At 61.8% G+C, this 23,337-nt stretch carries 22 protein-coding genes; 16 read left to right on the plus strand and 6 right to left on the minus strand.

Annotation, left to right across the window (positions count from 1 at the left end):
- The first annotated feature begins 3 nt into the window (after positions 1-3).
- The 5 genes from istB (at position 4) to HDG39_RS00125 (ending at position 3,619) form a co-directional block, all read left to right on the plus strand.
- Positions 4-792, plus strand: a complete 789-nt coding sequence (istB, locus tag HDG39_RS00105; RefSeq protein ID WP_184002258.1) for an IS21-like element helper ATPase IstB — start codon at positions 4-6, stop codon at positions 790-792.
- Positions 793-890: 98 nt separating this feature from the next.
- Positions 891-1,202 carry a helix-turn-helix domain-containing protein gene (locus HDG39_RS00110; RefSeq protein WP_184002260.1) on the plus strand — a complete coding sequence of 104 codons (312 nt, stop codon included), beginning with the start codon at positions 891-893 and terminating at the stop codon, positions 1,200-1,202.
- A gap of 1,203 nt (positions 1,203-2,405) precedes the next feature.
- The gene (locus HDG39_RS00115; protein WP_184002262.1) at positions 2,406-2,786 is read left to right on the plus strand and encodes a hypothetical protein; all 381 of its coding nucleotides are present in this window, start codon (positions 2,406-2,408) and stop codon (positions 2,784-2,786) included.
- Positions 2,787-3,175: 389 nt separating this feature from the next.
- Positions 3,176-3,340, plus strand: a complete 165-nt coding sequence (locus HDG39_RS00120) for a hypothetical protein (RefSeq protein WP_184002264.1) — start codon at positions 3,176-3,178, stop codon at positions 3,338-3,340.
- Between the two features lie 21 nt (positions 3,341-3,361).
- Positions 3,362-3,619 (plus strand): hypothetical protein, encoded by a 258-nt coding sequence (locus HDG39_RS00125; protein WP_184002266.1) that lies wholly within the window; start codon positions 3,362-3,364, stop codon positions 3,617-3,619.
- Between the two features lie 1,272 nt (positions 3,620-4,891).
- Here the strand turns inward: HDG39_RS00125 and HDG39_RS00130 are convergent.
- Both HDG39_RS00130 and HDG39_RS00135 read right to left on the minus strand, forming a co-directional pair.
- Positions 4,892-7,270 carry a GAP1-N1 domain-containing protein gene (locus HDG39_RS00130; RefSeq protein ID WP_184002268.1) on the minus strand — a complete coding sequence of 793 codons (2,379 nt, stop codon included), beginning with the start codon at positions 7,268-7,270 and terminating at the stop codon, positions 4,892-4,894.
- Positions 7,271-7,647: 377 nt separating this feature from the next.
- Positions 7,648-8,340 (minus strand): replication initiation protein, encoded by a 693-nt coding sequence (locus HDG39_RS00135; protein WP_409259139.1) that lies wholly within the window; start codon positions 8,338-8,340, stop codon positions 7,648-7,650.
- A gap of 1,043 nt (positions 8,341-9,383) precedes the next feature.
- On the opposite strand from HDG39_RS00135, the gene HDG39_RS00140 reads away from it, so the two are divergent.
- The 3 genes from HDG39_RS00140 (at position 9,384) to HDG39_RS00150 (ending at position 10,873) form a co-directional block, all read left to right on the plus strand.
- Positions 9,384-9,707 (plus strand): hypothetical protein, encoded by a 324-nt coding sequence (locus HDG39_RS00140; RefSeq protein ID WP_184002273.1) that lies wholly within the window; start codon positions 9,384-9,386, stop codon positions 9,705-9,707.
- Positions 9,708-10,088: 381 nt separating this feature from the next.
- A complete protein-coding gene (locus tag HDG39_RS00145; RefSeq protein ID WP_184002275.1) occupies positions 10,089-10,313 on the plus strand; it encodes a YncE family protein in 225 nt (74 codons plus the stop codon).
- Positions 10,310-10,873, plus strand: a complete 564-nt coding sequence (locus HDG39_RS00150; protein ID WP_184002277.1) for a YncE family protein — start codon at positions 10,310-10,312, stop codon at positions 10,871-10,873. Before HDG39_RS00145 ends, HDG39_RS00150 begins: the two co-directional genes overlap by 4 nt.
- A 60-nt stretch (positions 10,874-10,933) precedes the next feature.
- On the opposite strand, the gene HDG39_RS00155 is transcribed toward HDG39_RS00150, so the two are convergent.
- Both HDG39_RS00155 and HDG39_RS35550 read right to left on the minus strand, forming a co-directional pair.
- Positions 10,934-11,257 carry a hypothetical protein gene (locus tag HDG39_RS00155; RefSeq protein ID WP_184002279.1) on the minus strand — a complete coding sequence of 108 codons (324 nt, stop codon included), beginning with the start codon at positions 11,255-11,257 and terminating at the stop codon, positions 10,934-10,936.
- 806 nt (positions 11,258-12,063) lie between these two features.
- Positions 12,064-12,420 carry a hypothetical protein gene (locus HDG39_RS35550; RefSeq protein ID WP_184002281.1) on the minus strand — a complete coding sequence of 119 codons (357 nt, stop codon included), beginning with the start codon at positions 12,418-12,420 and terminating at the stop codon, positions 12,064-12,066.
- A 290-nt stretch (positions 12,421-12,710) separates the two neighbouring features.
- On the opposite strand from HDG39_RS35550, the gene HDG39_RS00165 reads away from it, so the two are divergent.
- Complete coding sequence (locus HDG39_RS00165) at positions 12,711-13,529, plus strand: mechanosensitive ion channel family protein (protein ID WP_184002283.1); 819 nt, start codon at positions 12,711-12,713, stop codon at positions 13,527-13,529.
- Between the two features lie 120 nt (positions 13,530-13,649).
- Here the strand turns inward: HDG39_RS00165 and HDG39_RS00170 are convergent, their stop codons facing one another.
- On the minus strand, positions 13,650-14,324 hold the full coding sequence (locus HDG39_RS00170) for a VTT domain-containing protein (RefSeq protein WP_184002285.1): 675 nt from the start codon (positions 14,322-14,324) through the stop codon (positions 13,650-13,652).
- Positions 14,325-14,518: 194 nt separating this feature from the next.
- On the opposite strand from HDG39_RS00170, the gene mutL reads away from it, so the two are divergent.
- Positions 14,519-16,624, plus strand: coding sequence for a DNA mismatch repair endonuclease MutL (gene mutL, locus HDG39_RS00175; RefSeq protein WP_184002287.1), 2,106 nt, complete (start codon positions 14,519-14,521; stop codon positions 16,622-16,624).
- A gap of 47 nt (positions 16,625-16,671) precedes the next feature.
- Positions 16,672-17,613, plus strand: coding sequence for a tRNA (adenosine(37)-N6)-dimethylallyltransferase MiaA (gene miaA / locus HDG39_RS00180; protein ID WP_184002289.1), 942 nt, complete (start codon positions 16,672-16,674; stop codon positions 17,611-17,613).
- Between the two features lie 127 nt (positions 17,614-17,740).
- Here miaA and purM read toward each other — a convergent pair whose 3' ends face one another.
- A complete protein-coding gene (gene purM, locus HDG39_RS00185; RefSeq protein WP_090803131.1) occupies positions 17,741-18,808 on the minus strand; it encodes a phosphoribosylformylglycinamidine cyclo-ligase in 1,068 nt (355 codons plus the stop codon).
- A gap of 187 nt (positions 18,809-18,995) precedes the next feature.
- Between purM and hda the strand changes: the two genes are divergently transcribed.
- From hda to HDG39_RS00210, 5 genes are read left to right on the plus strand one after another with little or no spacing between them, the layout of a single operon-like run.
- Complete coding sequence (gene hda, locus HDG39_RS00190; protein WP_184002291.1) at positions 18,996-19,748, plus strand: DnaA regulatory inactivator Hda; 753 nt, start codon at positions 18,996-18,998, stop codon at positions 19,746-19,748.
- A complete protein-coding gene (locus HDG39_RS00195; protein WP_184002293.1) occupies positions 19,741-20,427 on the plus strand; it encodes a histidinol-phosphatase in 687 nt (228 codons plus the stop codon). The genes hda and HDG39_RS00195 overlap by 8 nt, the downstream gene beginning before the upstream one ends.
- Positions 20,424-22,055, plus strand: a complete 1,632-nt coding sequence (pcnB, locus tag HDG39_RS00200) for a polynucleotide adenylyltransferase PcnB (protein ID WP_184002301.1) — start codon at positions 20,424-20,426, stop codon at positions 22,053-22,055. The genes HDG39_RS00195 and pcnB overlap by 4 nt, the downstream gene beginning before the upstream one ends.
- 51 nt (positions 22,056-22,106) lie before the next feature.
- The gene (gene folK / locus HDG39_RS00205; RefSeq protein WP_184002303.1) at positions 22,107-22,649 is read left to right on the plus strand and encodes a 2-amino-4-hydroxy-6-hydroxymethyldihydropteridine diphosphokinase; all 543 of its coding nucleotides are present in this window, start codon (positions 22,107-22,109) and stop codon (positions 22,647-22,649) included.
- Positions 22,646-23,326, plus strand: coding sequence for a deoxynucleoside kinase (locus tag HDG39_RS00210; protein ID WP_090803123.1), 681 nt, complete (start codon positions 22,646-22,648; stop codon positions 23,324-23,326). The genes folK and HDG39_RS00210 overlap by 4 nt, the downstream gene beginning before the upstream one ends.
- Positions 23,327-23,337 lie beyond the last annotated feature (11 nt).

Genomic DNA, 23,337 nt, shown 5'->3' on the forward strand with positions numbered 1-23,337 from the left:
CCCATGAATCCCAGTCCTGAACTGAACACGACCCTCAAGCAACTGCGCCTGTCCGGCGTGCTCGACTCGCTCGAGCAGCGCAACCGGCAGGCCATCGACGGCCAGCTCGCGTACACCGAGTTCCTCGCCATGCTGCTGCACGACGAAGTCGCGCGCCGCGACCAGAAGAAGCTCGGCACCCGGCTCGCACGTGCCGGCTTCGCAATGGGCAAGACACTGGAGACGTTTGACTTCGACCGCCTGCCTAACCTGAACCGCACACACATCCACGATCTGGCCACCGGCCGCTATATCGACGAGAAGGTCGCGATCCTGATTGCCGGGCCAACCGGCACCGGCAAGTCGCACCTGGCTCAGGCACTCGGCAATTGCGCCGCCCGACAGGGGCATGATGTCGTGTTTGCCACGCAGACCAGATTGCTGAACAGTCTGCAGGCAGCGCGTGCGACCGGCACCTACGAGCGCAAGCTCAAGCAGCTTGCAACGGTACCGGTGCTGATCGTCGATGACTTTGCCCTCAAGCCGCTGCGCTCGCCGCAAGATGAAGACTTCCACGATCTGATTGCAGAGCGCTATGAGGCCGCCGCGACCATTCTCACCAGCAACCTGGACTTCAGCGAATGGGGCGAGGCATTCGCCGGCAACCGCATCCTCGGCGCCGCGACGCTCGACCGTCTACGTCACGGCGCCTACCGCATCGTGCTCGACGGCGACAGCTTCCGCACACCCAAACCAATGCCCGAAGCCGACCACAAGCGTCTTGCGAAATCGGCTAAAAAAACGCATCCTTGAGCCCGTTCGAATCCGCGTTTTACTCCACTTCCAACTGGCGCCATTACGGCGATCATCCCCGGCGTCATTACGCCGATCCGTGACAACAGGGTTACGCAATGTCCGCAACAGGCAATACCGTATTTGGTGGGCGGCTGAAGGAAGCCCGCCTTCGTGCCGGCCTGTCGCAGAAGTCGCTGGGCATTGCCGCAGGCCTCGACCCTTCCGTCGCCAGCACCCGTATTAACCGTTACGAGCTGGGCATCCACAAGGTGGATTACCCGTTTGCCTGCCAGTTGGCTACCGAGCTTTCGGTCCCGACGGCCTATTTCTTTACCGAAGACGATGACCTTGCCGAATTGATCCTGCTTTACGGGCAGGCGTCAAAGCGGACGCGGAGCCGGTTGCTGGCAGCGGCGCGCGAGATATAGGTACCCGGAACATCGCTACTGCCGGGCACACGTCGACGCACAAATGGCACCGACCGCGCAAAAGAAAACTGCCGGGTCGAACTACCCCGGCAGCGGTTGTGCGCCACATCAAGTGACGACTTTGGCCCTATGGCCGTTGGTCTGATGTTTTTACTTCGTCGTTTCTCCGTGAAAATGAGCAGGGCGGCCAGGCCCTGCCATGATTCAAAACACACTCGTACACGTCAAAATACCGCTCCGGCCTTTCGCTCCACGCGGACAACCGTCAGGTCTGCCCTTGCCTCATCGCTACTGAGCCAGTCTCCCTCACCCGTACCTTGCCCGGTGCCACCCGGGTTCAATCGGCCGTTGGTGATTCCCACGTTAGCCATGTGCGTTGCCGTGACACGCCGCCGCGCTCTGCTATCAACGATTAGCCCTAGGGGCCTACCCCGCCTTGCGGCGGGTTTCAGGGGGTCGAGGTTCCAGAGCACCTCCCCTACTGCATTGACGCTTCATCGCGCCCTGACTAGCTGATTCACCTCCCGGCAAACCAGCCAGCGGCTTGTCACAACTTACCCGGATGCGCCCTCTTCGGGCGCAATGAACGGCTTGAGCTATCCAGCGATCTCACCGGCTTGCGCCAGTGAGTACCAAGTGATCCAGGTTTCCCCTCACACCCCTGCGCCGTTACCGACGCCTCAGCAGCCCACCGCCCGGGACACCGTCCGACCCTTTCGAGCCGCCCGTTGTCGGGATTTCCACCCATTCGCACGTGGCAGGGTTACTCCAGTCGCCTGGAGGCCCGTTTCCGTGTCGCCCGACTTCCCACTCCGCAAAACAGGATTGGGTCGAAGAGGGCATTACAGCCCCCAGCGCCCTGCGTAGCATGGCGAGCCTGACTACAGGCACCACGCTTCAGCGGTCAATTCCAGTTGGTTGGCGGTCGACTGGAACTGAAGTGTACGAACGTGTCTGGGGTTGGCAGCCCCGGCACATTCAGGAGAGTGTGTGGACTGCCGACCCTTTCACAGATCGCATAGTCATCCTATCAGTAATCCTGAAAATCACTATACGCGCGCCTGTTATAGGGGTATTCATCGATCGTCAAGGTAACAGGTACGCATACGCGTGTCGATTCTGTTTATCACTTCGCGTTCGTCATCACCTGCTGTCAGGCCAAACACCAATCCCATCGTGGCCCGGCATAACAGGAGATGTTCAATGGAAAACATTCCACAATCCGCAAAACACATCGCGTGCGATTTCTTTCTTGATGTTGAACTGCTTTGTATCGTGCGTGATGAGGCGGTGTTCGATTTTGGTGAACAAGTTCGGGTTGTCCGGCTGGACAATAGTGAAGCGCAGGTTGGCGAATTCGGGCGCCTGGCGTTGTTCCACACGCAGCATGGCGACCGGTGGCAGTTTCGCCCGTATCGATCAGGCAGCTGGCGCAGGGTGCCCGAGTTGGACACCCCATCAAGCTGGACCTGGCGTTGCATAAAAACCGGCGACTTCACCGCTACAGCAATAGGTGTCGTGCCCAGCCATGAGCCAACCGCTCATCTTCCGCTGGAAGATGAAAACAACGGGTTCCCATTTTAACGAAGGACGCAGGAGGGCAAATTGCCCTCCTGTTTTGACTTCATCGCCCCCTATCCGACAAGCCAAAAATTCCTGTGAGATTTTTATCCCGGCGGACAACCATTTGTCCAAAAATATCACTGAAATCATAGAGTTACAAGAAACATTCTTTGCACAAGTACGCCAGATGGCGCTACAATCTCCTCACGACAGGTCACCTCCTCAACGCGTACGGGAGTCAATCCTGTTCGTCGCATGTGTCGACCTGGCGTTCCCCGTAGAGCACGGGTGGTATTGGTGCCGCGACGGCACACTACGGGATCATGGGCACAAACCCCACGAACTTTTAACCACGCCTGACTATCTGTTTATCAGGAGTACAAAGCATTAAACGAAACGTCAACAAGAACATGAAGAAGGTCTTCTCCACGTCCTATTGCGAGTTGGTCGGTAGCCTGTCCGATCTCCAGGTCATTCAGCTCGCCGCGGGCAACGCCGGGATTGCGTATTTCCCCGAGGTCGGCGCAGCCTTCTTCTCGCATGAATGGGAGGAGGCCACTGGAGTCATCACGTGAACGCATGGTGGACCAATCACTATGGGCCTGCAGTTATCGGTGGCATGGCAGCAGTGCTTCCTGACGCCTACCGCAGCCTTGATTTTGATCTCATGCAATTGCACGGGGGCCGACGATTCCGACTCGGGAAAAACCGAGTTTGAGAAGAAGATGGCCGATCCGGCATGGGTCGCAGAAGTCGCGGCCGCGTGGCGTGCAAAAATGCTCAGTCCGAATGTCATCAATGATGAAGTCGAGATGGCAATCGATCACTGGACACCCAGTCTCGAACGGAATTAACGTTTGGATACCTAATATAAACACGGTGACCAACCGATTAAACTGGTGCCCATCAACTAATCCGAGCACTCGGTAGTACCTCGATGAATCTCGCCCTCGGGCTAGAATTTTCCGGTGAAGACCTATGGAAGGTAAAAAATCGAACAAGGGGCGACGACTGCGACTTGCGACAAGCCGATTTTTGTCGATGTTGGTCCGTGAAGCCAGAGACATTTCCGGTGTCAGCTATGAAGTACTAGCTGAAGCACTGCGTCTGGAGGTTACCGCACTCTTCCGATATGCAATTTGCGAGCCCATTAGCAAGGCCCGCGCGCCGCTTCACATGGCGCAAAGATTGGAAAACAGGGTTGCCAGCTTCCTTGAGCGCCCAGCCCACCCCGTGGTGATCGAATGCACGCATAATAGAGTGTTATACGGACCCGGCTGGCCCTATTGGGTCGATCTGCGCGTCAGCGACACTACTGAAATCAAGTGGCGTCGGGATCGAGACCTGCCATTCGCCGAAGAACACGACTTTGAACTTGTGTACGGCGACTCTTGGCCCCATTACGGGAGATTGAGCAGCTCTGGAGGATTTAACGCGTCAGCACCGTGGTGTGATCAACCAGAGCCGATACAGGAGTTCGCTCATCAATGGGGGGTGCTCTGGAGGCGCCCCGGAAAGTATCCACTCCCCGATGGAATGCGTGAATGGCAGGATCGCGACTTTCTAGTTCCTATGGGGGTGACAGCGGAGCAGTTTGTGGAGATTATGCTGGACGATCTCTCCTCGACCATATCCGAGTCACTCTGTTTGGCGGCCAAAGTCGCTAGCGCAGTTGACCACAGCCAAGGTCGCATAAATAGGCCTACATTGTATGCCATAGGCAAGACCGTCTCGCGGGCCGCGACTCGATCCATTGACCCGCTTTTTTTGGAGCGATTTACCCAATTCTCCCGTGAAGCAGCGGGGATGATAAACCGAGGCACTTGGCCCCCGGGCGATATACCCACGGGAAACAACGGGTAAGACAGTTTCCAGCAGCTGGAGGATTTTCGGCACCGCCTGACGATGGCGGTCGCTGCTCAGCGGATCTTCGGACTGGGCCAGCGAGCGCTGGATCGGCGCATTCGCCCGACGTCGCCGGCAAAGTTGCCGTCACGCTCTGGAAGACCATTTTCATTTCCCCTCCGGAATCGGGCCGTTTCTCGCGTGCGAGAACGCAGCTCTCATCGGAATTCAATGCGGGAGCATCACGATGCAGACTTCGCAGGACAGGCTGATGGCCTCACTCAGGCGTTCGCGAGAATCGCCCGAATATCCTTGAGTTCCTCGTTATTCGGGAACTCGTCGAGTAGTTGCTGAACTAGAGCCAACAGGCCACCCCGCAGTGCACCGCTGCGAGCAGCGCGTGCAGCATCACGCCAGCGATCGCGAGGATATGTGCTCAACGAAAGCCTTGAAACGTCTCCGCCTGCACGAATCCACATATCTTTCAGTCGTTCCTCCGCGTAACTAGCGCCGATGGAGACGACCCGATCCTCGATCGTGTGGAGGTCTTGTTGACTTGCTCCCGTAGCCCGATTTCCCCGATATTCAAGGATAAATCGCTGCCAGCTCGATAGAAGCGCCTTACATGCCAAGGCAGCCGGCACTGCGCGCGAATCATAAGCTGATTGACGATACAGCTCTTCCGCGACCCGGCTCCAACCCAATTCTCCGATCCGCTTTCCTATATCCGCTGCACGGTGATCGAACTGCACCAAGGCAATCCACGTCAACACGTCGCGTTCCGATATCGCAGCGGGCCACTGCAATAAAAGCATAAGTCCGGCTGCGGTAGGCCGGGTACGCCGCGCTTTTTGGACGATGCGACTGCCAAGCGGCTCCTCCGGCAGCGGAAATTCTGCACCGGCGTTCGCCTTCTCGAGAGCGACATTCGCCACGCGCTCAACGAAATCGTCAGGAAGACGCGACCAGAGTTCGCCCCTTCGAGGCCACTCGAAGATGTGTGCAGCAAGATCGCCATTGATCGCTCGAATGAGCACCCACGAAACGTCAACGCTGTCGAATCCCTGCAGCAGCAGAGTACACATTGCGGCTCTGTCTACCGACACAGGCCACGGGGAACCACCGTGAATGATATGTTGCGTCCAGAGCGAGAGCCATTTGGGCTCGGCAATCATCTGCGACAGAAGCCCTGGCTCACTGGCCGTTCGGACCGCAACGAGACTGGTGAGTACGTCATTGCCGAGTGCAACCGTTGCTGCTACGAGCTGCCGTCCATCCGTGTGCCAGACCAGCCACTCAAGCCCTGGTACCGGGTTGCCTGGAAACGTCAACTGCCGTTCCAGCGCACTGCGCACCGATAGAGTTCGGCCGCATACCTGCGCATGAAGCGTTGACCAGCCGAACGCCACGCATGCCTCAAGCATTCCCGACGTGTCCTGCGACGCCATTACGCCGGACTTCTCAGCTACGGCGATCATGCTCGTTTCGAGCTTGTCGAAACTCCAAATGGCGGACAAGGCAAGCCTGCAACCGGCGAATGACAGCCAGTGCAACAACGCTTGGCTCCACGGTGCGGAATACAGATGATCCGCGATAGCGGATTGCACTGTTTGCTTCCACCAGTCGCGTGAGCGGCCCGGTGCGAGTGCCTGAACAATGGATGCGACATCACCCGATTCCTGTTTCGGCATGTTATGCCCAATCCACCGGGTCATGCCCTCCTTCGCGAGAGCAAGGTCCGGCAAGGCGTCGTCTTCAATGTTAGCCATCAATTTGATAACGCTGGCATCGACGCCCTCAATACCGGCCACGATGACTGCAATCGCTTCCAGTTTCAGTTCCGTAAGCGTTTCGCGATCCGGTGCAATCAGGACGAGCGATCGAAGTAGCAAGATCGCATCCTCTGGCGACTGGCTGCTGCGTATGGCGTCAAGCCGCTCAGCTGCTCGCGCGATCGTGCCGAGCCTCCCGAGCGTTGTCTGGCTCGAAAGGGCCTGGGTGATCTGTGCAATTCCGCTGTCGTCGCTCCCAGCCAGCCATCGGGCCGCACGCGAAATTGACTCCGGGAACATCTCGTGTACAAGTCTGCCGCTAGCCCACTGTGCCGCACGGTCGTCAGGGGTACACAGAAGCGTACACTGGTCGTCACTGCCATGTTGCGGTGGACTCAGCATCACGCGACCTGAAAACGCCTCCTTCTCCATATCCGGAAGCCGCTTCCAGAACGTCGCGATCAGACCAGGCCAGTCCTTTAGTCCGACGACCACAGGTGCGCGGTCGTCATCGGCGATGATTGCCTGCGCAGCAGCTTGCGCTATCTGCACCGTCGGCATGTTGGGCGCCACGCCCAATACTTCCTCAATGTACGATGTCAGGTCTACCACGCCTCTGATTTCAGCCATCGGCCAAAGCAGGGCTTGACTGGTCACCATGCCAGCCCGAACCGCCTCGTTATCGGGACGGGTACACCAGAGAACCCACCACTCGCCAACCGGGCCGAAACCGATCGAGGGCCACCAGACGTCACCCGGCCGGTAGGATCCCGCAGGCTTGTCCGTTAACCCCAGTAATGCGCGTGGCGGCTCACCCTCTCCGTCAAAATTGAGAAGGGCATGCTTATTGTCCGCCGCGCCGTAGCGCGCACGAAATGGCCCTGTCATTTTGTCTCGCTTAGCCAGCCCAGCGGCTGGGTCAGATCGGAGTCCTGATTTCCACCGTTCGGATGGACCAAGGCATTCACAGGCTGGCTTCGTGCACCACTGTTTGATTGCTCGGAGAAAATCAAGTGCTGGATTGCGGAATCCCCGCACAGCAGGACGCGCGGCAAGACTCGTTTTATATACGTTTTCCCGTTTTAAATCGTTTTAGGTGAGATCGAAGCCTTGCCAGGTATAGCTTTTCAAGGTGCTATTGGTGGATCTGCCCGGTCCGTTGGTGTTATAACCCGGTTAATTGGTGTAATGACCTGGTCTATGGTGTAACAACCCGGTTTTATCCACAGGTAGAAGGTGCCGTGCTATTGGTGTAACGGCCCGGTTCAAAATGCAAGGGAGCCTTGCGGGTCGGGCGCGAACGCGAACCGCAAACCGACGACCTTCCGCCCCGCCTTTACTGTGGTCCACTGCACAACCAGACCATTTTTTTCCCGTAGATCTTCTACAGCTGGCTCAATCACACGCAAGCGCAACTCTTTAAAGTTCGCCCGAGCGGTCGGGGTGGCTTCCGTCGCGTCGTGGAATTCGCTGATCGTCGGCATCCACCGGCCGGCTCCCTGCCATGACTTCAGACACTCGAACAACCGCCACGAATAGATCGAGCGGAACGCGGCTGCATGCTTCAACTTGTATGTGGTAAACCCACGACGCAGCCCGAATAGGAACGGCACCAGATCGGGATGCCAGCGAACCTCCACTGTGCCTTCTCCTTTCGCGTACTTACTGGTAATGACCCAGCTGCACACCTGGCGCACCGGCCCGAGGTGCGTCTGCCTCTCGATAATAACCTTCGGTTGTTGCAGGGATTTTGCACCGGCCTGTAATTGCTCATAAGCTGTGTCGAGCGACACCGAGTATGTGTCCGCGTATTCCAACGCGGACAACCTCACGGTCTGTATGCGCTCGTCCATCAGGCCACGCGTATCAGTGCTGTCTGTTTTCGCTAACGCGGCGGCTATGAAGCGTTTTTCGGTAAGCGTCAGACCGTGTGCCGATCGCGTCATAACGTTCGCCATCGTCACTTGCCTCTCCGATATACTCGTTTGACTGTACGGCTTTGACGTCAGTGTTTTTCTCGGCATCGAGATACGCACCTTGTCAGTGAATTTTGGCGTTCTTTCTCGGTCGGCCAATACGCGGCTGACCCGAGATTTCCTCCGAAGATCTGCACGGTGGCTCCGGCTCAGACGGGGAACGCGAAGCCATTACCTGATGAATGTTATGACGTCGTTTGGCTGCGGCATCATCCAGCCATGCCCGAATGTCTGCGACAAACCAGCATGCGCGCCGCTTCTCTGGAAATGCCTTAGGCGGCAGTTCGCCGCGATAAGCCATCTGCGATATCGCTCCACTGGTTGTTACCAAGAGAGAAGCCAACTCGTCCCGGTTAATAAGCGCTTGGGGCGCCATCCGGGAAAATGCCTGCCGGAAATTTGCGTCGACCTTCGTCAAGGAGATCACCTGTGACCCGTAGTTTTGTCATAGGCAATCCTAGACTCGCGCCCCCAAAACCTCACTTACCAGTTTTTGCCATCAAACCGCGGAGACGAATTTGCGTGTCGTGCGCACTGTGGAACGTTTATGTTCGGGCCAAATCCTGCCGGAATTTTGTCGGAAACGGAGAGTAATACAGCGAGATATAGAGTGATCCGCAGAGATCAATCTCTTGAAAAATCAATGGATTGCCTGTATCGTACGGGGGCTTGGTTCTGGCTTTTAATCCGTTGGTCACAGGTTCGAATCCCGTACGGCCTACCAAAAGATTCGAGGGCTGACATGCGAAAGCATGTCGGCCCTTTTCTTTTTCCTTTGCCCGCGTGTGCAAACAGGTACGCGCGCGGTAAGCGAGCCGCCTCTTCCCGCCCGCCTCAATGTAGCCTACCGTTCAGGCACTGCCCTCCGCCCTCCAACGCCGCCAAAAACACCCGGCATCGCGCAACGACATCGGCCAACGCGCCAACGCGCCAACGCATTCTTATCTTTTTAGTAATTTTCGATTCATGTTTGTGCCACGGGTCGTTTGTAGCCTCGCGACTTGCAATACCGGCTGCAACACAGAATGCAAACCGCCCTGAAGGCGCTTCCGATCGCGGTTCTGATCTCCGCCATCTACGGCTGCGGCGGCAGCACCCAAAACACGAGCACAACGGTGCCGCAAGGCACCACGAGCGGCACCCCGGCCACGACGACGACGCCCTCGACTTCCGCCAGCAACTACACGGCTGGCAACCTGCAGGTCTCGCGCACAGCCTATGACCCGGCGTTCGCTCTGAGCGGCACACTGCCTTATAACGCGACGCCCACGAGCACCAATGCAGCCCCCGTGACCGAAACGCTGTCTGAGCAGTTGTGGGTCGACTTCAAACTCGACGACCACGAATGATGATCCGCTAACGCCCCACCGTACCCGGGACGTCATTCGCTCAACGGAATGGCGTCCGTGCTCCCAATCTATACGCAGTACTAGTCTGAATCCACTCGACGTGAAACCGAAACAAATCCTGTCCACACTGATCGCCGGCAGCGTCGCTTCCCTGCTCGCGCTGTCGAACGTCCATGCGGCGACGGGCGCCAACGCCGATCAATTCGAAATCGCGAAACGCTATGGCCTCGAAGGCGGAGAGCGTTGGGATTACGTGGCGTACGACGCTGTTCGCCAGCACCTCTTCATCAGCCGCGACACGCACGTGCAGGTGATCGATACGCGCACCGGCAAACCGGTCGGCGGATCGCCAACACCGACGGCGTGCACGGCTTCGCGTTCGTGGAGGACCTCAAGCTCGGCTTCGTCACCAACGGCCGCGCCAATACGGTGAGCGTCGTCGATCTCGACACACTCAAGGTCGTCGACAGCATCAAGGCCGCGGGCCCCGACCCGGACGGCATCCTCTACGTGCCGGCCTTGCGGCGCATCTTCGTGAGCAATGGCCACGACGGCAGCGTCAGCGCAATCGACGTCTCGCGACGCGCAAGGTGGTCGCCACGATGAGCGTGGGCGGCAAGCCGGAGGCGCTCGCGGCGGACAGCCACGGGCACGTGTTCGTCAATGTGGAGGATCGCGCCGAGATCGTCGAGATGGACGGTTGGTCCGCGACGGTGCCGGCGCATTGGCCACTCGCGCGGAGCGAGTCGCCGACCGGACTCGCGATCGATACGGCGAGCGAGCGCCTGTTTTCGGTTTGCGCCAATCACCGCATGATGATCGTCGATGCGACGTCGGGCCGTCGCGTGGCCGAGGTGCTGATCGGGGGTCACCCCGACGCGGCGGCTTTCGATCCGGCCTTGAAGCTCGCGTTCAGTTCGAACGGCGCGGACGGCACGCTGACGATCGCGCATGAAGACGATGCGGACCATTACACGGTCGCGCAGAACATGCCAACGCTGGAAGGCGCGAAAACGATGGCGCTCGATGAACAGCAGCACCGGATCTATCTGGTGTCGTCGAAGTTCGACGCGGCCGACCCGGCCACGGCTGCCCATCCTCATCCGCTCGCGACGGTCATCCCCGGTACGTTCGAAGTGCTCGAGGCGCAGCTCAAGGCACGCTGACGCGCGGCATCGGCGCACGGCCGCCCGTTGATCGCGGCGGCGCATCAGACATCGGTTCGCCTAGATGAGGCCGTGCGCGACGCCGCTCGGCGTCGCCCAGCGCTCGCTGTCGTTCGACACGCCGAAATCGGCGGCCCGTAGTGAAACGGTGGCCGAGCAGGCCGTCGCACGCTTTGCGCTGGCGCGCGCGAGGATGCGTTGCTCGTGCACATAGAAGAATTCGAGTTGGCGCGCGTCGGACGCTTTTCGTTGGAGCTCGAACACATCCTCGAGCACGCGCCGCGACACATGAAAACGCTGAAGTCCGCGGCCAAGCCGGATCTGAAAGACAACACCGTCGCTATTATGCGGCACCGCTGCCCAGATAAGCGGAATGCTACTCATGGAGCCCCCGTAACTGGATCTTCACGTCAGGAACATTGACGATTTCATCCTCGCACGGATAAACGCACGGCGCGACTTGTCAAAATTAAACAACGTCGATTTGGCGTTTTCGCGACAGTGGCAGGTGTTGCGACGCAACGCCCCATTGATCGACGACGCACCGATCTGGAGCGAATCCTTACTCGACAGCAGTCCGTCGCTTGCGCCGCGCGGTCGTTCGTCGGGTACGATGCAATGCGGCCCGATTTAACTTTGCCACGCTTCTCGCTGACTTTTCGGTGGCCGGCCATGCAGGGGAATCATTCGCTTTTGCGTCGGGAATCCACACGCAAGGAATATGCGTTGGCTCGTTTGCTTCTTGCCACGAGCCGCCTTATGCGCGCTGAGTCAGAAGCTGAAAAGACGCTCGCCACTTGCTGGATGAAGGCGTGGGCAAGCGTCATCGGCGATGCGCAGTTCCCTAAGCTTCCTTACCGACCGGCCACACCCAAAGCGAGGCGGCGCTCCTCGCCAAGGCCCCGCGATTGACATCTGCCGTCGCTCGAACTGAATGGCGACGCGGCGACATCGTCGCGCACTCCGACCCCATTGATTTTCGCCTTATCGATGAATATCCGACGTTGCAGATCGGCATTTCTTATCGCTTCTGAGGCGCAGCGCACGGAAACCGTCGCAGTACTATAAATTTGCAAAGGACTTTTCACATCCCGACTGCATATAGAAACAAACGAGAGAAAGAGCGATACGACCTTCGCTTTTTCTGGTTATTTGTCGAGATGAAAAGATATGCAATGATCGCCGCCGAATCAGCGGAGCATGTCTGAACCTTGCGCGAGCATACATTCCGGCAACCCCACGGCGCATTGCTTTTTCATTGAACCGATAGTGACCACCTTTCTGTTCGATCTGCTGTCGAACCTCGCCTTGTTCGCCATCGTATCGACGGCCTGTCGACTGTATAACCGGATCGGGTCGGGTGCCGCGTTGGCGGCCCTGCGATTTTCATCGTGCTCGCGCTGGCCGCGCGCGTGCTCGACGGCTTGTTGACGTTTGTCGTTTTCGCCGACGCGCAGAACCGCTATGGACAATTTGCCCTGCCGATGTCGTTTCTTCTGCGTGCCGGCGCGTATGCGCTCGCGATCGTGATCGCGTTCTCGTGGCATCGGATGTCGAGGCGCCGGTGCGCCGTGAAAAACGCCCCGGACAACGCGGTTGTCATCCAGACGTCACCGTACTCCGAATCGCGGCTGCGCATGTGAACCCGGCACGCCCCGACCGGCTTTTCACGCACGCCCCGCCATGTTTCATCTCTGCATTGCCGCCGCGAGCAGGGCAGGAACGGTCCTTGCGCATGCGGGCGCCGTCGGCTATAACTCCCGAAGACCGCGCGTTGTGGGTCATGGCACCACCGTCGTTCAATCCGTTGATGGGCAACCTGTAACGAGGAAACATCTTGGATATCGAAACCGTACGTGCATTCATCATGACCCGTGGCATCGACATCGGCACCAAGGTCGTCGGCGCAATCGTGCTGTGGCTAGTCGGCCGCTGGATCATCGGGCTGATCTCCAACCTGTCGCGCAAGCTGCTCGCACGCAACGGCCGGGTCGACCCGACACTCGCCCACTACCTCGCGTCGATTCTCGCCGGGTTGCTGAACCTGCTGCTCGTCCTGGCGATCCTGGAAATCTTCGGTGTGCAGACGACGTCGTTCGCCGCGTTGCTCGCCGGCCTCGGCCTCGCGATCGGTACTGCGTGGGGCGGCCTGCTCGCGCACTTCGCGGCCGGCGTGTTCATGCAGGTGCTGCGGCCGTTCAAGGTCGGCGATTTCGTCATGGCCGCGGGCGTCACCGGCACCGTCACGGAGTTGGGCCTGTTCGGCACCACGATCGTGACGCCGGACAACGTGACGACCATCATCGGCAACAACAAGATCTTCTCCGACACGATCTCGAACTACAGCGTGCTGCCGTTCCGGCGCGTCGAGCTGACCGCGAAGATCGCCAATGGCGTCGATCCGACCGATGCGATCGCGCGTTTGAAAGCCGCCGTCGCGAAGATTCCGAACGTGGCCGAAAACCCCGCGCCGGATATCGAGGTCTTGAGCTTCACGCCAGAAGGACCGCTGCTGTGCGTGCGCCCTTACTCGTCCAACCAGAACTACTGGCAGGTCTACTTCGACACCAATCGCGCGATCGTTCAGACCTTCAAGGAAGCCGGCTATCCGACGCCGGAAACGCCACTCGCACCGCGCGCGATCACGCGCGATTGATCTGATCGAATCTCCGCGCGCACCCGACCCGGGTCGTCCGCATGGCGGCATGAAAAAAGGCGTCGCGAGATTCGCGACGCCTTTCGTGTTCTCAAGGCCCGAAATACCGCAAACAACTCGTCATCCACGCGTACTCGCGTTCGCGCCATTCTTGCGCAGCATCTTCCACAGCGCGCCGAGCACGATCGGTACGATCGCCGCGCCGATACCGACCAGCACGATCACGTTCAGATACTGACGGATGAACGGGATGTTGCCGAAGAAATAGCCGAGCAGTGTCAGCAGCAGCACCCACAACAGCGCGCCGACGACGTTGAACATCTGGAAGCGGCTCCACGTCATCGACGACGCGCCCGCGACGAATGGCGCAAACGTCCGCACGACCGGGATGAAACGCGCGAGCACGATCGTCTTGCCGCCGTGTTTTTCATAGAAGTTGTGAGTCTTCTGCAGCGCGGCGCGATCGAGAAAACGCTCGAGTACCGGAATGTGCGTATTGAACACGCGCGGTCCGATCGCGCGGCCGATCAGATAGTTGGTCGTATTGCCCGAGACTGCCGCCACCAGCAGCAACAGGATCAGCAGTCCGAGATGCATCTGCCCGGTCGCGCAGAACGCACCGCCGATGAACAGCAGCGAATCGCCCGGCAGAAACGGCAGCACCACGAGCCCCGTTTCGGCGAACACGATCGCGAACAGCACCGCGTAGACCCACGCGCCGTAGACCTGAATGAAGTCCCCGAGAAACTTGTCGATGTGCAGGACAAGGTTGGCGAAATGTAGCAGCGTATCCAAGGGGCGTCCTTTTAAACCGGTATGTGCGTAGAGGGAAAACGGCCGCCGCGCGACCCAGCAACAGGGGCAGCAAGCGGCGGGCCGACCGCTGCGAATTGACCGCGACATGATACCGAAAGTGCCTCGGGTCGAATGAAAATCTGCTGGTTGGGCGTCTGCGCGGGCGGCATGCGCCAAGTCGCTATAATTTCGCCATGTCCGAATTCTCCGAAACGCCTGCGGGCACCGCGGCCGCGGCCGCACCTTCCGACGCCTCTCGTGCGGCGCCCGCGCCGCGTCCGTTGCGCGCCATCCAGCCGCTCCCCGATCAATTGATCAGCCAGATCGCCGCCGGCGAAGTGGTCGAGCGGCCGGCGTCGGTAGTCAAGGAGCTGCTCGAGAATGCGCTCGACGCGGGCGCGCAGACGCTGCGCATCCTGCTCGACGAAGGCGGCGTCAAACGCATCTCGATCACCGACGACGGCTGCGGCATCCCCGAGAACGAACTCGTGCTCGCCCTGACGCGCCATGCGACCAGCAAGATCCGCTCGCTCGCCGAGCTCGAAGCGGTCGCGACGCTCGGGTTCCGCGGCGAAGCGCTGGCGTCGATCGCGTCGGTCGCGCAGATGAGCATCACGAGCCGCACTGCCGAAGTGCCGCACGCAGTGCGCATCGACGCGGAAACCGGCGTGCTGAGTCCCGCCGCCGGCACCCAGGGCACGACGATCGAAGTCCGCGAGCTGTACTTCAATACCCCGGCACGCCGCAAATTCCTGAAAAGCGAACAGACCGAACTCGGCCACTGTCTTGAACAGATCCGCCGCGCCGCGCTCGCGCGGCCGGACGTCGCGATCTCGGTGCTGCACAACGGCAAGGCCGTCGAGCACTGGAACGCGAGCGAGCCGCCCGCGCGGGTTGCGAAGATTCTCGGCGAGACGTTCGCGACCGCCCATCTGCCGCTCGACGAATCCGCCGGTCCGCTTGCGATCTACGGTTGCGCCGGTCTGCCGACCGCGAGCCGCGGTCGCGCCGATCAACAGTATTTCTTCGTCAACGGCCGCTTCGTGCGGGACAAGCTGCTCACGCACGCGGTGCGCGCCGCGTATGAGGACGTGCTGCACGGTGAGCGTTATCCGTCGTACGTGCTGTTCCTCGATTTGCCGCCAGAAGGCGTCGACGTGAACGTACATCCGTCGAAAATCGAGGTGCGTTTCCGCGATTCGCGCTCGATCCACCAGTTCGTGTTCCATGCGGTGCAGCGCGCGCTCGCTCGGCACGCGGGCGCGTCGCCTGAAACGACGGCGGGCGGGCATGCGGCGCACCTGGAACCGTCGGCCGGTGGACCGGCTTCATCCGGTTCGACGCCGCCGGGTGTCACAAGCGGCGTAGCCGACGGCATTGGCGCGGGCGCCGGTCTTTCGAGCGGCGCGGGCTTCGGCGCGGGAAGCCGCGGCGGCCTTGGCGGCGGCAGCGGCTTCAGCAGCTTCGGCGCCCCGGGCGCCTCGCAGCCTGGCAACACGTGGATGCGCCAGGCACGCATGACGCAAGGTACGCTGCCGGTCGCGCAACCGCTCGCCGGTTACGACGCGCTGTTCGGCCGCAAGGATCCGCTTGCCGGCCGGGTCGAAGGCGCGTCGCTGTTCGAAGCGCGCGACTCCGCAACCGAGACGACGTCGCCATACGACGCAGCGCCGTTCGCGTCGCGCCCCGCTTCCCCCGCATTCGACGCCACCGACGACCAGCCGCTCGGCTTCGCGCTCGGCCAGATCCACGGCATCTACGTGCTCGCGCAGAACCGCCAAGGGCTCGTGATCGTCGACATGCATGCGGCACACGAGCGCATCCTGTACGAGCAGTTCAAGAGCGCGCTCGCCGACCGCGCAATCGCCGTGCAGCCGCTGCTGATCCCGCAGACGATGCAGGCCGATCCAGTCGAAATCGGCACGGTCGAGGAAGAGCGCGATACGCTCGATGCGCTCGGCTTCGACCTCGCGGTGCTGTCGCCGACCACGCTCGCGATCCGCGCGGTCCCCGCGTTGCTGAAGGACGCCGACCTGCAAGCGCTGGCGCGCGCGGTGCTGTCCGACCTGCATGCATTCGGCGGCTCGCGCGTGCTGACCGAGCGTCAGCACGAACTGCTCGGCACGCTCGCGTGCCATCACGCGGTGCGCGCGAACCGGCGTCTGACGCTCGACGAAATGAACGCGCTGTTGCGCCAGATGGAAGCGACCGAGCGCGCCGATCAGTGCAACCACGGGCGTCCGACCTGGTATCAGCTGACGCTGGCCGATCTCGATCGGCTGTTCATGCGCGGGCAGTAACGCCGCTGCGTTTCGATCACACCGTTGCGCCGCGCGCCCGCTTGCCCATGACGTCACGCCCTACCCCCATCCCGTGCCTGCTCGGCCCGACCGCGTCCGGCAAGACCGCCGCCGCGCTCGCGCTCGCCGCGCGGCGGCCGGTCGAAATCATCAGCGTCGACTCGGCGCTCGTCTATCGCGAGATGGACATCGGCACCGCGAAGCCGACCGCGGAAGAACGCGCGGTCGCGCCGCATCATTTGATCGATATCGTCGATCCAGCCGACTCGTACTCGGCCGCGCAGTTTCGCGCCGATACGCTGCGGCTCGTCGGAGAAATTCATGCGCGCGGGCGGCTGCCGCTGTTGGTCGGCGGCACGATGCTGTACTACAAGGCGCTCACCCAGGGGCTCAACGACCTGCCCGCCGCCGATGCCGAAGTACGCGCGAGGCTCGACGCCAACGCCGCCCGCGACGGCTGGCCGGCGCTTCACGCGCGGCTCGCCGCGCTCGATCCGGTCACGGCCGCGCGTCTCGCGCCGAACGATTCGCAGCGCATCCAGCGCGCGCTGGAAGTGTTCATGCTGAGCGGCCAGCCGATGTCGACGCTGCTCGCCGCGCCCGCGCGCACCGACGACGCCGCATCGGCACGCTTCGTGCCGGTCGCGCTGGAGCCGTCCGAGCGTGGCGTGCTGCACGCGCGCATCGAGCAGCGCTTCGATTCGATGCTCGCGCACGGTTTCGTCGATGAAGTGGTGAAGCTGCGCGCGCGCGGCGATCTGCTGCCCGAGATGCCGTCGATGCGCTGCGTCGGATATCGGCAGGTGTGGCAATACCTCGATGGCGCGGTCGACTATCGGACCATGCGCGACAAGGGCGTCTTCGCGACGCGGCAACTCTGCAAGCGGCAGCTCACGTGGCTGCGCAGCATGCCGGAAAGACAGGTGGTGGATTGCTGCGATCCGCACGCGACGGCGCGGGTGGTGGAGTTGATCGAAACGCTGGTTTGAGGCGCCGATCAACGTGAGGGAATCGGAGGGACGTAAAGCGGGAATTTGAAGCGGGAAATGTGAAGCAAAGGATTCGAAGCCCGCGCGGCGCACCATTGCGGCACGCCACGCGAGGCCTCGTCAACCTTTAGACCACGACTGTCTGCGCTTCACCCGCTGCGCTCTCACGGACCGTGCCGATCTTCCAGACCTGCTCGCCCGCCGCGGACAGCAGACCGATTGCCGCTTCGGCATCTGCCGCGGACACGATCACCGCCATACCGATACCGCAGTTGAACACGCGATGCATCTCCGCATCGGCGACGCCGCCATGCTTCTGCAGCCACGAGAACAGCGGCGGCAGCGGCCACGCGCGATGGTCGAGCTCGGCCGTCAGGCCTTCGCGCAGCACGCGCGGAATGTTCTCGACCAGGCCGCCGCCCGTGATGTGCGCCATACCCTTGACCTCGATCTGCTGCATCAGCGCGAGCAGCGGCTTCACGTAGATGCGCGTCGGCGCCATCAGCGCGTCGGCGAGCGTGCGACCGTCGAAGTCCGCGTTCAGATCGGGATTGGCACGCTCGATGATCTTGCGCACGAGCGAAAAGCCGTTCGAATGGATGCCGCTCGACGCGAGCCCGAGCACCACGTCGCCCGACGCGATCTTGCTGCCGTCGATGATCTTGCTCTTTTCGACCGCGCCGACCGCGAAACCAGCCAGATCGTATTCGCCGTCCGGGTACATGCCCGGCATTTCCGCGGTTTCGCCGCCGATCAGCGCGCAGCCCGACAGCTCGCAGCCGTGCGCAATGCCCTTCACGACGGTCGCCGCCGTGCCGACGTCGAGCTTGCCGCAGGCGAAATAGTCGAGGAAGAAGAGCGGCTCGGCGCCCTGCACGAGGATGTCGTTGACGCTCATCGCGACCAGATCCTGGCCGACCGTGTCGTGCTTGTTCAGCTGGAACGCGAGACGCAGCTTGGTGCCGACGCCGTCGGTGCCGGACACTAGCACCGGTTCCTTGTACTTCTTCGGCACTTCGAACAACGCGCCGAATCCACCGATGCCGCCCAGCACGCCGTCGCGCAGGGTTTTCTTGGCAAAGGGCTTGATGGCGTCGACGAGGGCGTCACCCGCATCGATGTCCACACCGGCGTCGCGATACGACAAACCTTGGGCCGAATCGGTTGAATGCTCGGCGGATTTCGGTTGATTCATGGGGAAAAGCTCGAAGGTCGGTAAAATGCGATTTTACCCGATGCTGGCCCCCTGGCTGGAATTCACGCGACGCGCGGCCTCACGACCCGGCGAGCACGCTTCACGACAACTGAGCGCCTGGCAACGTTCCAGGCCCCGAGGTCCGGGCCACTCGCGGCCTGAGCCTCATTTTCGGCATTAACCTACTGTGCTTCGTCAACTGACGCTCGATCTCGGCACCCCGCCGCCATCGACATTCGACAATTTCTTCGCCGGCGCGAACGCCGAGCTGGTCACGCGCCTGCGTGAACTCGACGACGCGCTCGCCTCCGGACCGGTCGCCGATCGCACCTTCTACATCTGGGGCGAAGCCGGCAGCGGCCGCACGCACCTGCTGCAGGCGCTCGTGCACGAAGCGCCGCCGGGACATGCGCGCTTCGCCGGCCCGCAAAGCAGCCTCACCGCCTTCGGCTTCGATCCGCGCGTCGCGCTCTATGCGATCGACGACTGCGATGCGCTGTCGGCCGCGCAGCAGATCGCCGTGTTCAACCTGTTCAACGAAGTGCGCGCGCATCCGACCAGCGCGCTTGTCGCCGCGGGCAACGCGGCGCCGATCGGCATGACGGTGCGCGAAGATTTGCGCACGCGCCTCGGCTGGGGACTGGTGTTTCACCTTGCGCCGTTGCCCGACGACGCGAAGGCCGCGGTATTGAAACGCGCGGCGCGCGAGCGCGGCATCATGCTCGCCGACGACGTGCCGGCCTACCTGCTCACGCACTTTCGCCGCGACATGCCGAGCCTGATGGCGCTGCTCGACGCGCTCGACCGCTTCTCGCTCGAACAGAAACGCGCGGTCACGCTGCCGCTGTTGCGCACGATGCTCGCGTCGCCCGACCCCGCCGCCGCGCCGGGTTCACACGCCGCTCTTCCCGCTTCAAGTAAAATAGGCCCCCATGGCTAACCTTGCACTCTTCGATCTCGACCACACGCTCATTCCCACCGACAGCGACCACGAATGGGGCCGCTTCATGGTGAAAAAAGGCATGGTCGACGCCGAAAATTTCGCCCGTGAAAACGATCGCTTTTACGCCGACTACAAGGCCGGCAAGCTCGACATTCACGCTTATCTCATCGCCATGCTGACGCCGCTCGCGAAGTACACACGCGCGCAGCTCGCCGACTTTCACGCGCAGTACATGCACGAGGTCATCACGCCGGCCATGCAGCCGGTGGCGCTCGAACTCGTGAAACAGCATCGTGAAGCGGGCGACCTGTGCTGCGTCGTCACCGCGACCAACGAGTTCATCACGCGGCCGATCGCGCAGGCGTTCGGCGTCGACACTCTGATCGCGTGCGAGGCGGAGACCGTCGGCGGCGAGCCGCACGGCGCCTACACCGGTCGCCCGACCGGCACGCCGAGCTACAAGGAAGGCAAGATCGTGCGCACCGAAATGTGGCTCGCATCGCTCGGCAAGAGCTGGAGCGACTTCGAGCACAGCTATTTCTATAGCGATTCGCACAACGACATCCCGCTGCTCGAAAAAGTCACCGATCCCATCGCGACCAATCCGGACGACACGTTGCGCGCCCATGCGCAGGCCAAAGGCTGGCGCATCCTCGAACTCTTCCAACCCTCGTGATCAAGAAACTCATCCGCAAGCTATTCGGCCAGGACACGGCGACCGCTGACGACACGCTCTCCCCCGCCGCCAGCGTCGACGGCAATGCCAATGGCAAGCCGCCGGCGCGCGGCAAGTCCGTATCCGGCACGACCGCTTCCGGCACGACCGCTTCCGGCACGGCCGCGCGGCCGCGCCGCAAGTCCGCAGGAGCCGCTGCTGCCGCGAAAGCGCCGCGCGAGCCGGACGTACCCGTCATCATTCCGCACGACGTGCACGGCATCGACCCCACGCTGATCTCGCGCAATGCGATCCGCGTGACCGAGGGCCTGCAACAGGGGGGCTTCCGTGCGTTCATCGTCGGCGGCGCGGTGCGCGACCTGCTGCTCGGCGTCAAGCCGAAAGACTTCGACGTCGCGACCGACGCGACCCCCGAACAGGTGCAGAAGCTGTTCCGCCGCGCACGCATCATCGGCAGGCGCTTCCAGATCGTGCACGTGCAATTCGGCCAGGAAATCATCGAGACCTCGACGTTCCGCGCGCTGGTCGATTCGCCCGCGGCCGACGCGCCGCCGCCGAAGCGTCTGAAGCGCGACGAGCTCGACCGCCGCACCCACGCGGTCGATGCGAGCGGCCGCGTGCTGCGCGACAACGTGTGGGGCGAGCAGCACGAGGACGCCACGCGCCGCGACTTCACGATCAACGCGATGTACTACGATCCGGCCACGCAAACCGTGCTGGACTACCACAACGGCATGGCCGACATGCGCGCGCGCCTGTTGCGCATGATCGGCGACCCGGCCACGCGCTATCGCGAGGATCCGGTGCGCATGCTGCGTGTCGTGCGCTTCGCCGCCAAGCTCGACTTCGACATCGACGACGCCACGCGCGCGCCGATCGAGAAGATGGCCGATCTGATCAACAACGTGCCCGCCGCGCGTCTGTTCGACGAAATGCTGAAGCTGATGCTGTCGGGTCACGCGCTCGCGTGCCTGAAGCGACTGCGCCAGGAAGGCCTGCATCACGGGCTGTTGCCGCTGATCGACGTCGTGCTCGAGCAACCGACCGGCGAAAAATTCATTTCTCTGGCACTCTCTAACACAGATGCACGCGTGCTCGCCGGCAAGCCGGTGTCGCCGGGCTTCCTGTTCGCGACGCTGTTGTGGCACGACGTGCAGCAGCGCTGGCAGAAGTTCGAGGCCGAAGGCGAGTATCCGGTGCCCGCGCTGCATCGCTCGATGGACGAAGTGCTCGACATGCAGACCGAAAAGCTCGCGATCCACAAGCGCTTCTCGGCCGACATGCGCGAGATCTGGGGCCTGCAGCTGCGCCTCGAAAAGCGCTCGGGCCGCAGCGCGCTGAAGCTGCTGGAACACCAAAGATTTAGAGCGGGGTATGATTTCCTCCTGTTGCGCTGTGCATCGGGCGAACTCGACGAGTCGGTCGGTGCGTGGTGGACGGAGTTCATCGAAGGAGACGCCGCCGCGCGCGAGGCATTGCTCACGCAAGGCGGGAAGGACCGGAGCCCCAGAAAACGACGGCGGCGCGGTGGCGCCGGAAGCCGCAAATCAGGTGACGGGGTGGAGGGCGGCTCGTCCGCCGAACGCACGGACAACGACGCGGGCCGCGAAGGCTCGCACGAAGACTGACGCGGCGTTCGCGGAAAAGCCGTCAAAACGATAGTTGCAGGAAGATATGCCATGACGGTTGCTTATCTTGGCCTCGGCGCGAATCTCGGGGACGCGCGCCAGACCCTGAAAGACGCGGTGGTGTGCCTCGCACAACAGCACACCATCACCGTGCTCGCCAAATCGAGCCTGTATCGCACTGCCCCGATCGACGCGGGCGGCGACGACTTTTTCAACTGCGTCGTGAAGCTGGAAACGACGCTCCCCGTGCGGCATCTGCTCGCGCTGTGCCACAAGATCGAGCATCAGTTCGGCCGTGAGCGGCCGTTCCGCAATGCGCCGCGCACGCTCGATCTCGACATCCTGCTGTATGGCGATCAATCGATCGACGAAGCCGATCTGATCGTGCCGCACCCACGCCTCGTCGAGCGCGCGTTTGCGCTGGTGCCGCTCGTCGAGATCGACGCGGCGATCGTCATTCCGCTGCATGGCCGGGCCGCCGCGCTGCTCGACAGCGTCAGCGATCAGCGCATCGAGAAGGTGAAGTCGCCCTGCCTATGCCCGATGCTCAATGCGCTGACCGGCAATTCCGCCGAAAAAGGCGGTTGCGAATGAGTTCGCCGCCGCTCACGGTCACCGCGCCGCAGCTGCGCCCGCCGTTCGGCTATATCGCGATCGAAGGGCCGATCGGCGTCGGCAAAACCTCACTTGCGCGGCGCCTCGCGCAACGCTGGTCGATGCACGAACTGTTCGAACGCTCGCAAGACAATCCGTTTCTTGAACGCTTCTATCGCGACACCACGCGGTATGCGCTACCGGTGCAGTTGCACTTCGCGCTGCAACGCGCGCAGCAGGCGCAGGAAGTCAGCGCCGCGCAGGCGAGCGGCACGCCGCTGATCGCCGACTTCATCACGCAGCGGAACGACATCTTCGCGCGTCTGACCTTGCAGGAAGACGAGTGGCAGTTGTACCGCGCGCTTGCCGTGCGGCTCGACGTCAGCGCGCCGGAGCCGGACTTCGTCGTCTATCTGCAGGCGAGCCCAGAGGTGCTGTTCGCGCGCATCCAGAAGCGCGCGGTGCCGATGGAGCTGCAGATTTCCGATGCCTATCTGCGAGCGCTGTGCGACGCGTACAACGAGTTCTTCTACCACTACGACCGCACGCCCGTGCTGACGGTCAACGCCGAACACCTGAATCCGCTCGACTCCGACGCGGACCTTGCGCTGCTCGCCGAACGCATCGAGACGATGCGCGGCCGCAAGGAATTCTTCGTTAAAGCCACGTCGCTGTAAGCGGCGCGGCT

This window comes from Paraburkholderia lebeckiae (assembly GCF_014201005.1).
In the GTDB taxonomy this organism is placed as follows: Bacteria; Pseudomonadota; Gammaproteobacteria; order Burkholderiales; family Burkholderiaceae; genus Paraburkholderia; species Paraburkholderia tuberum.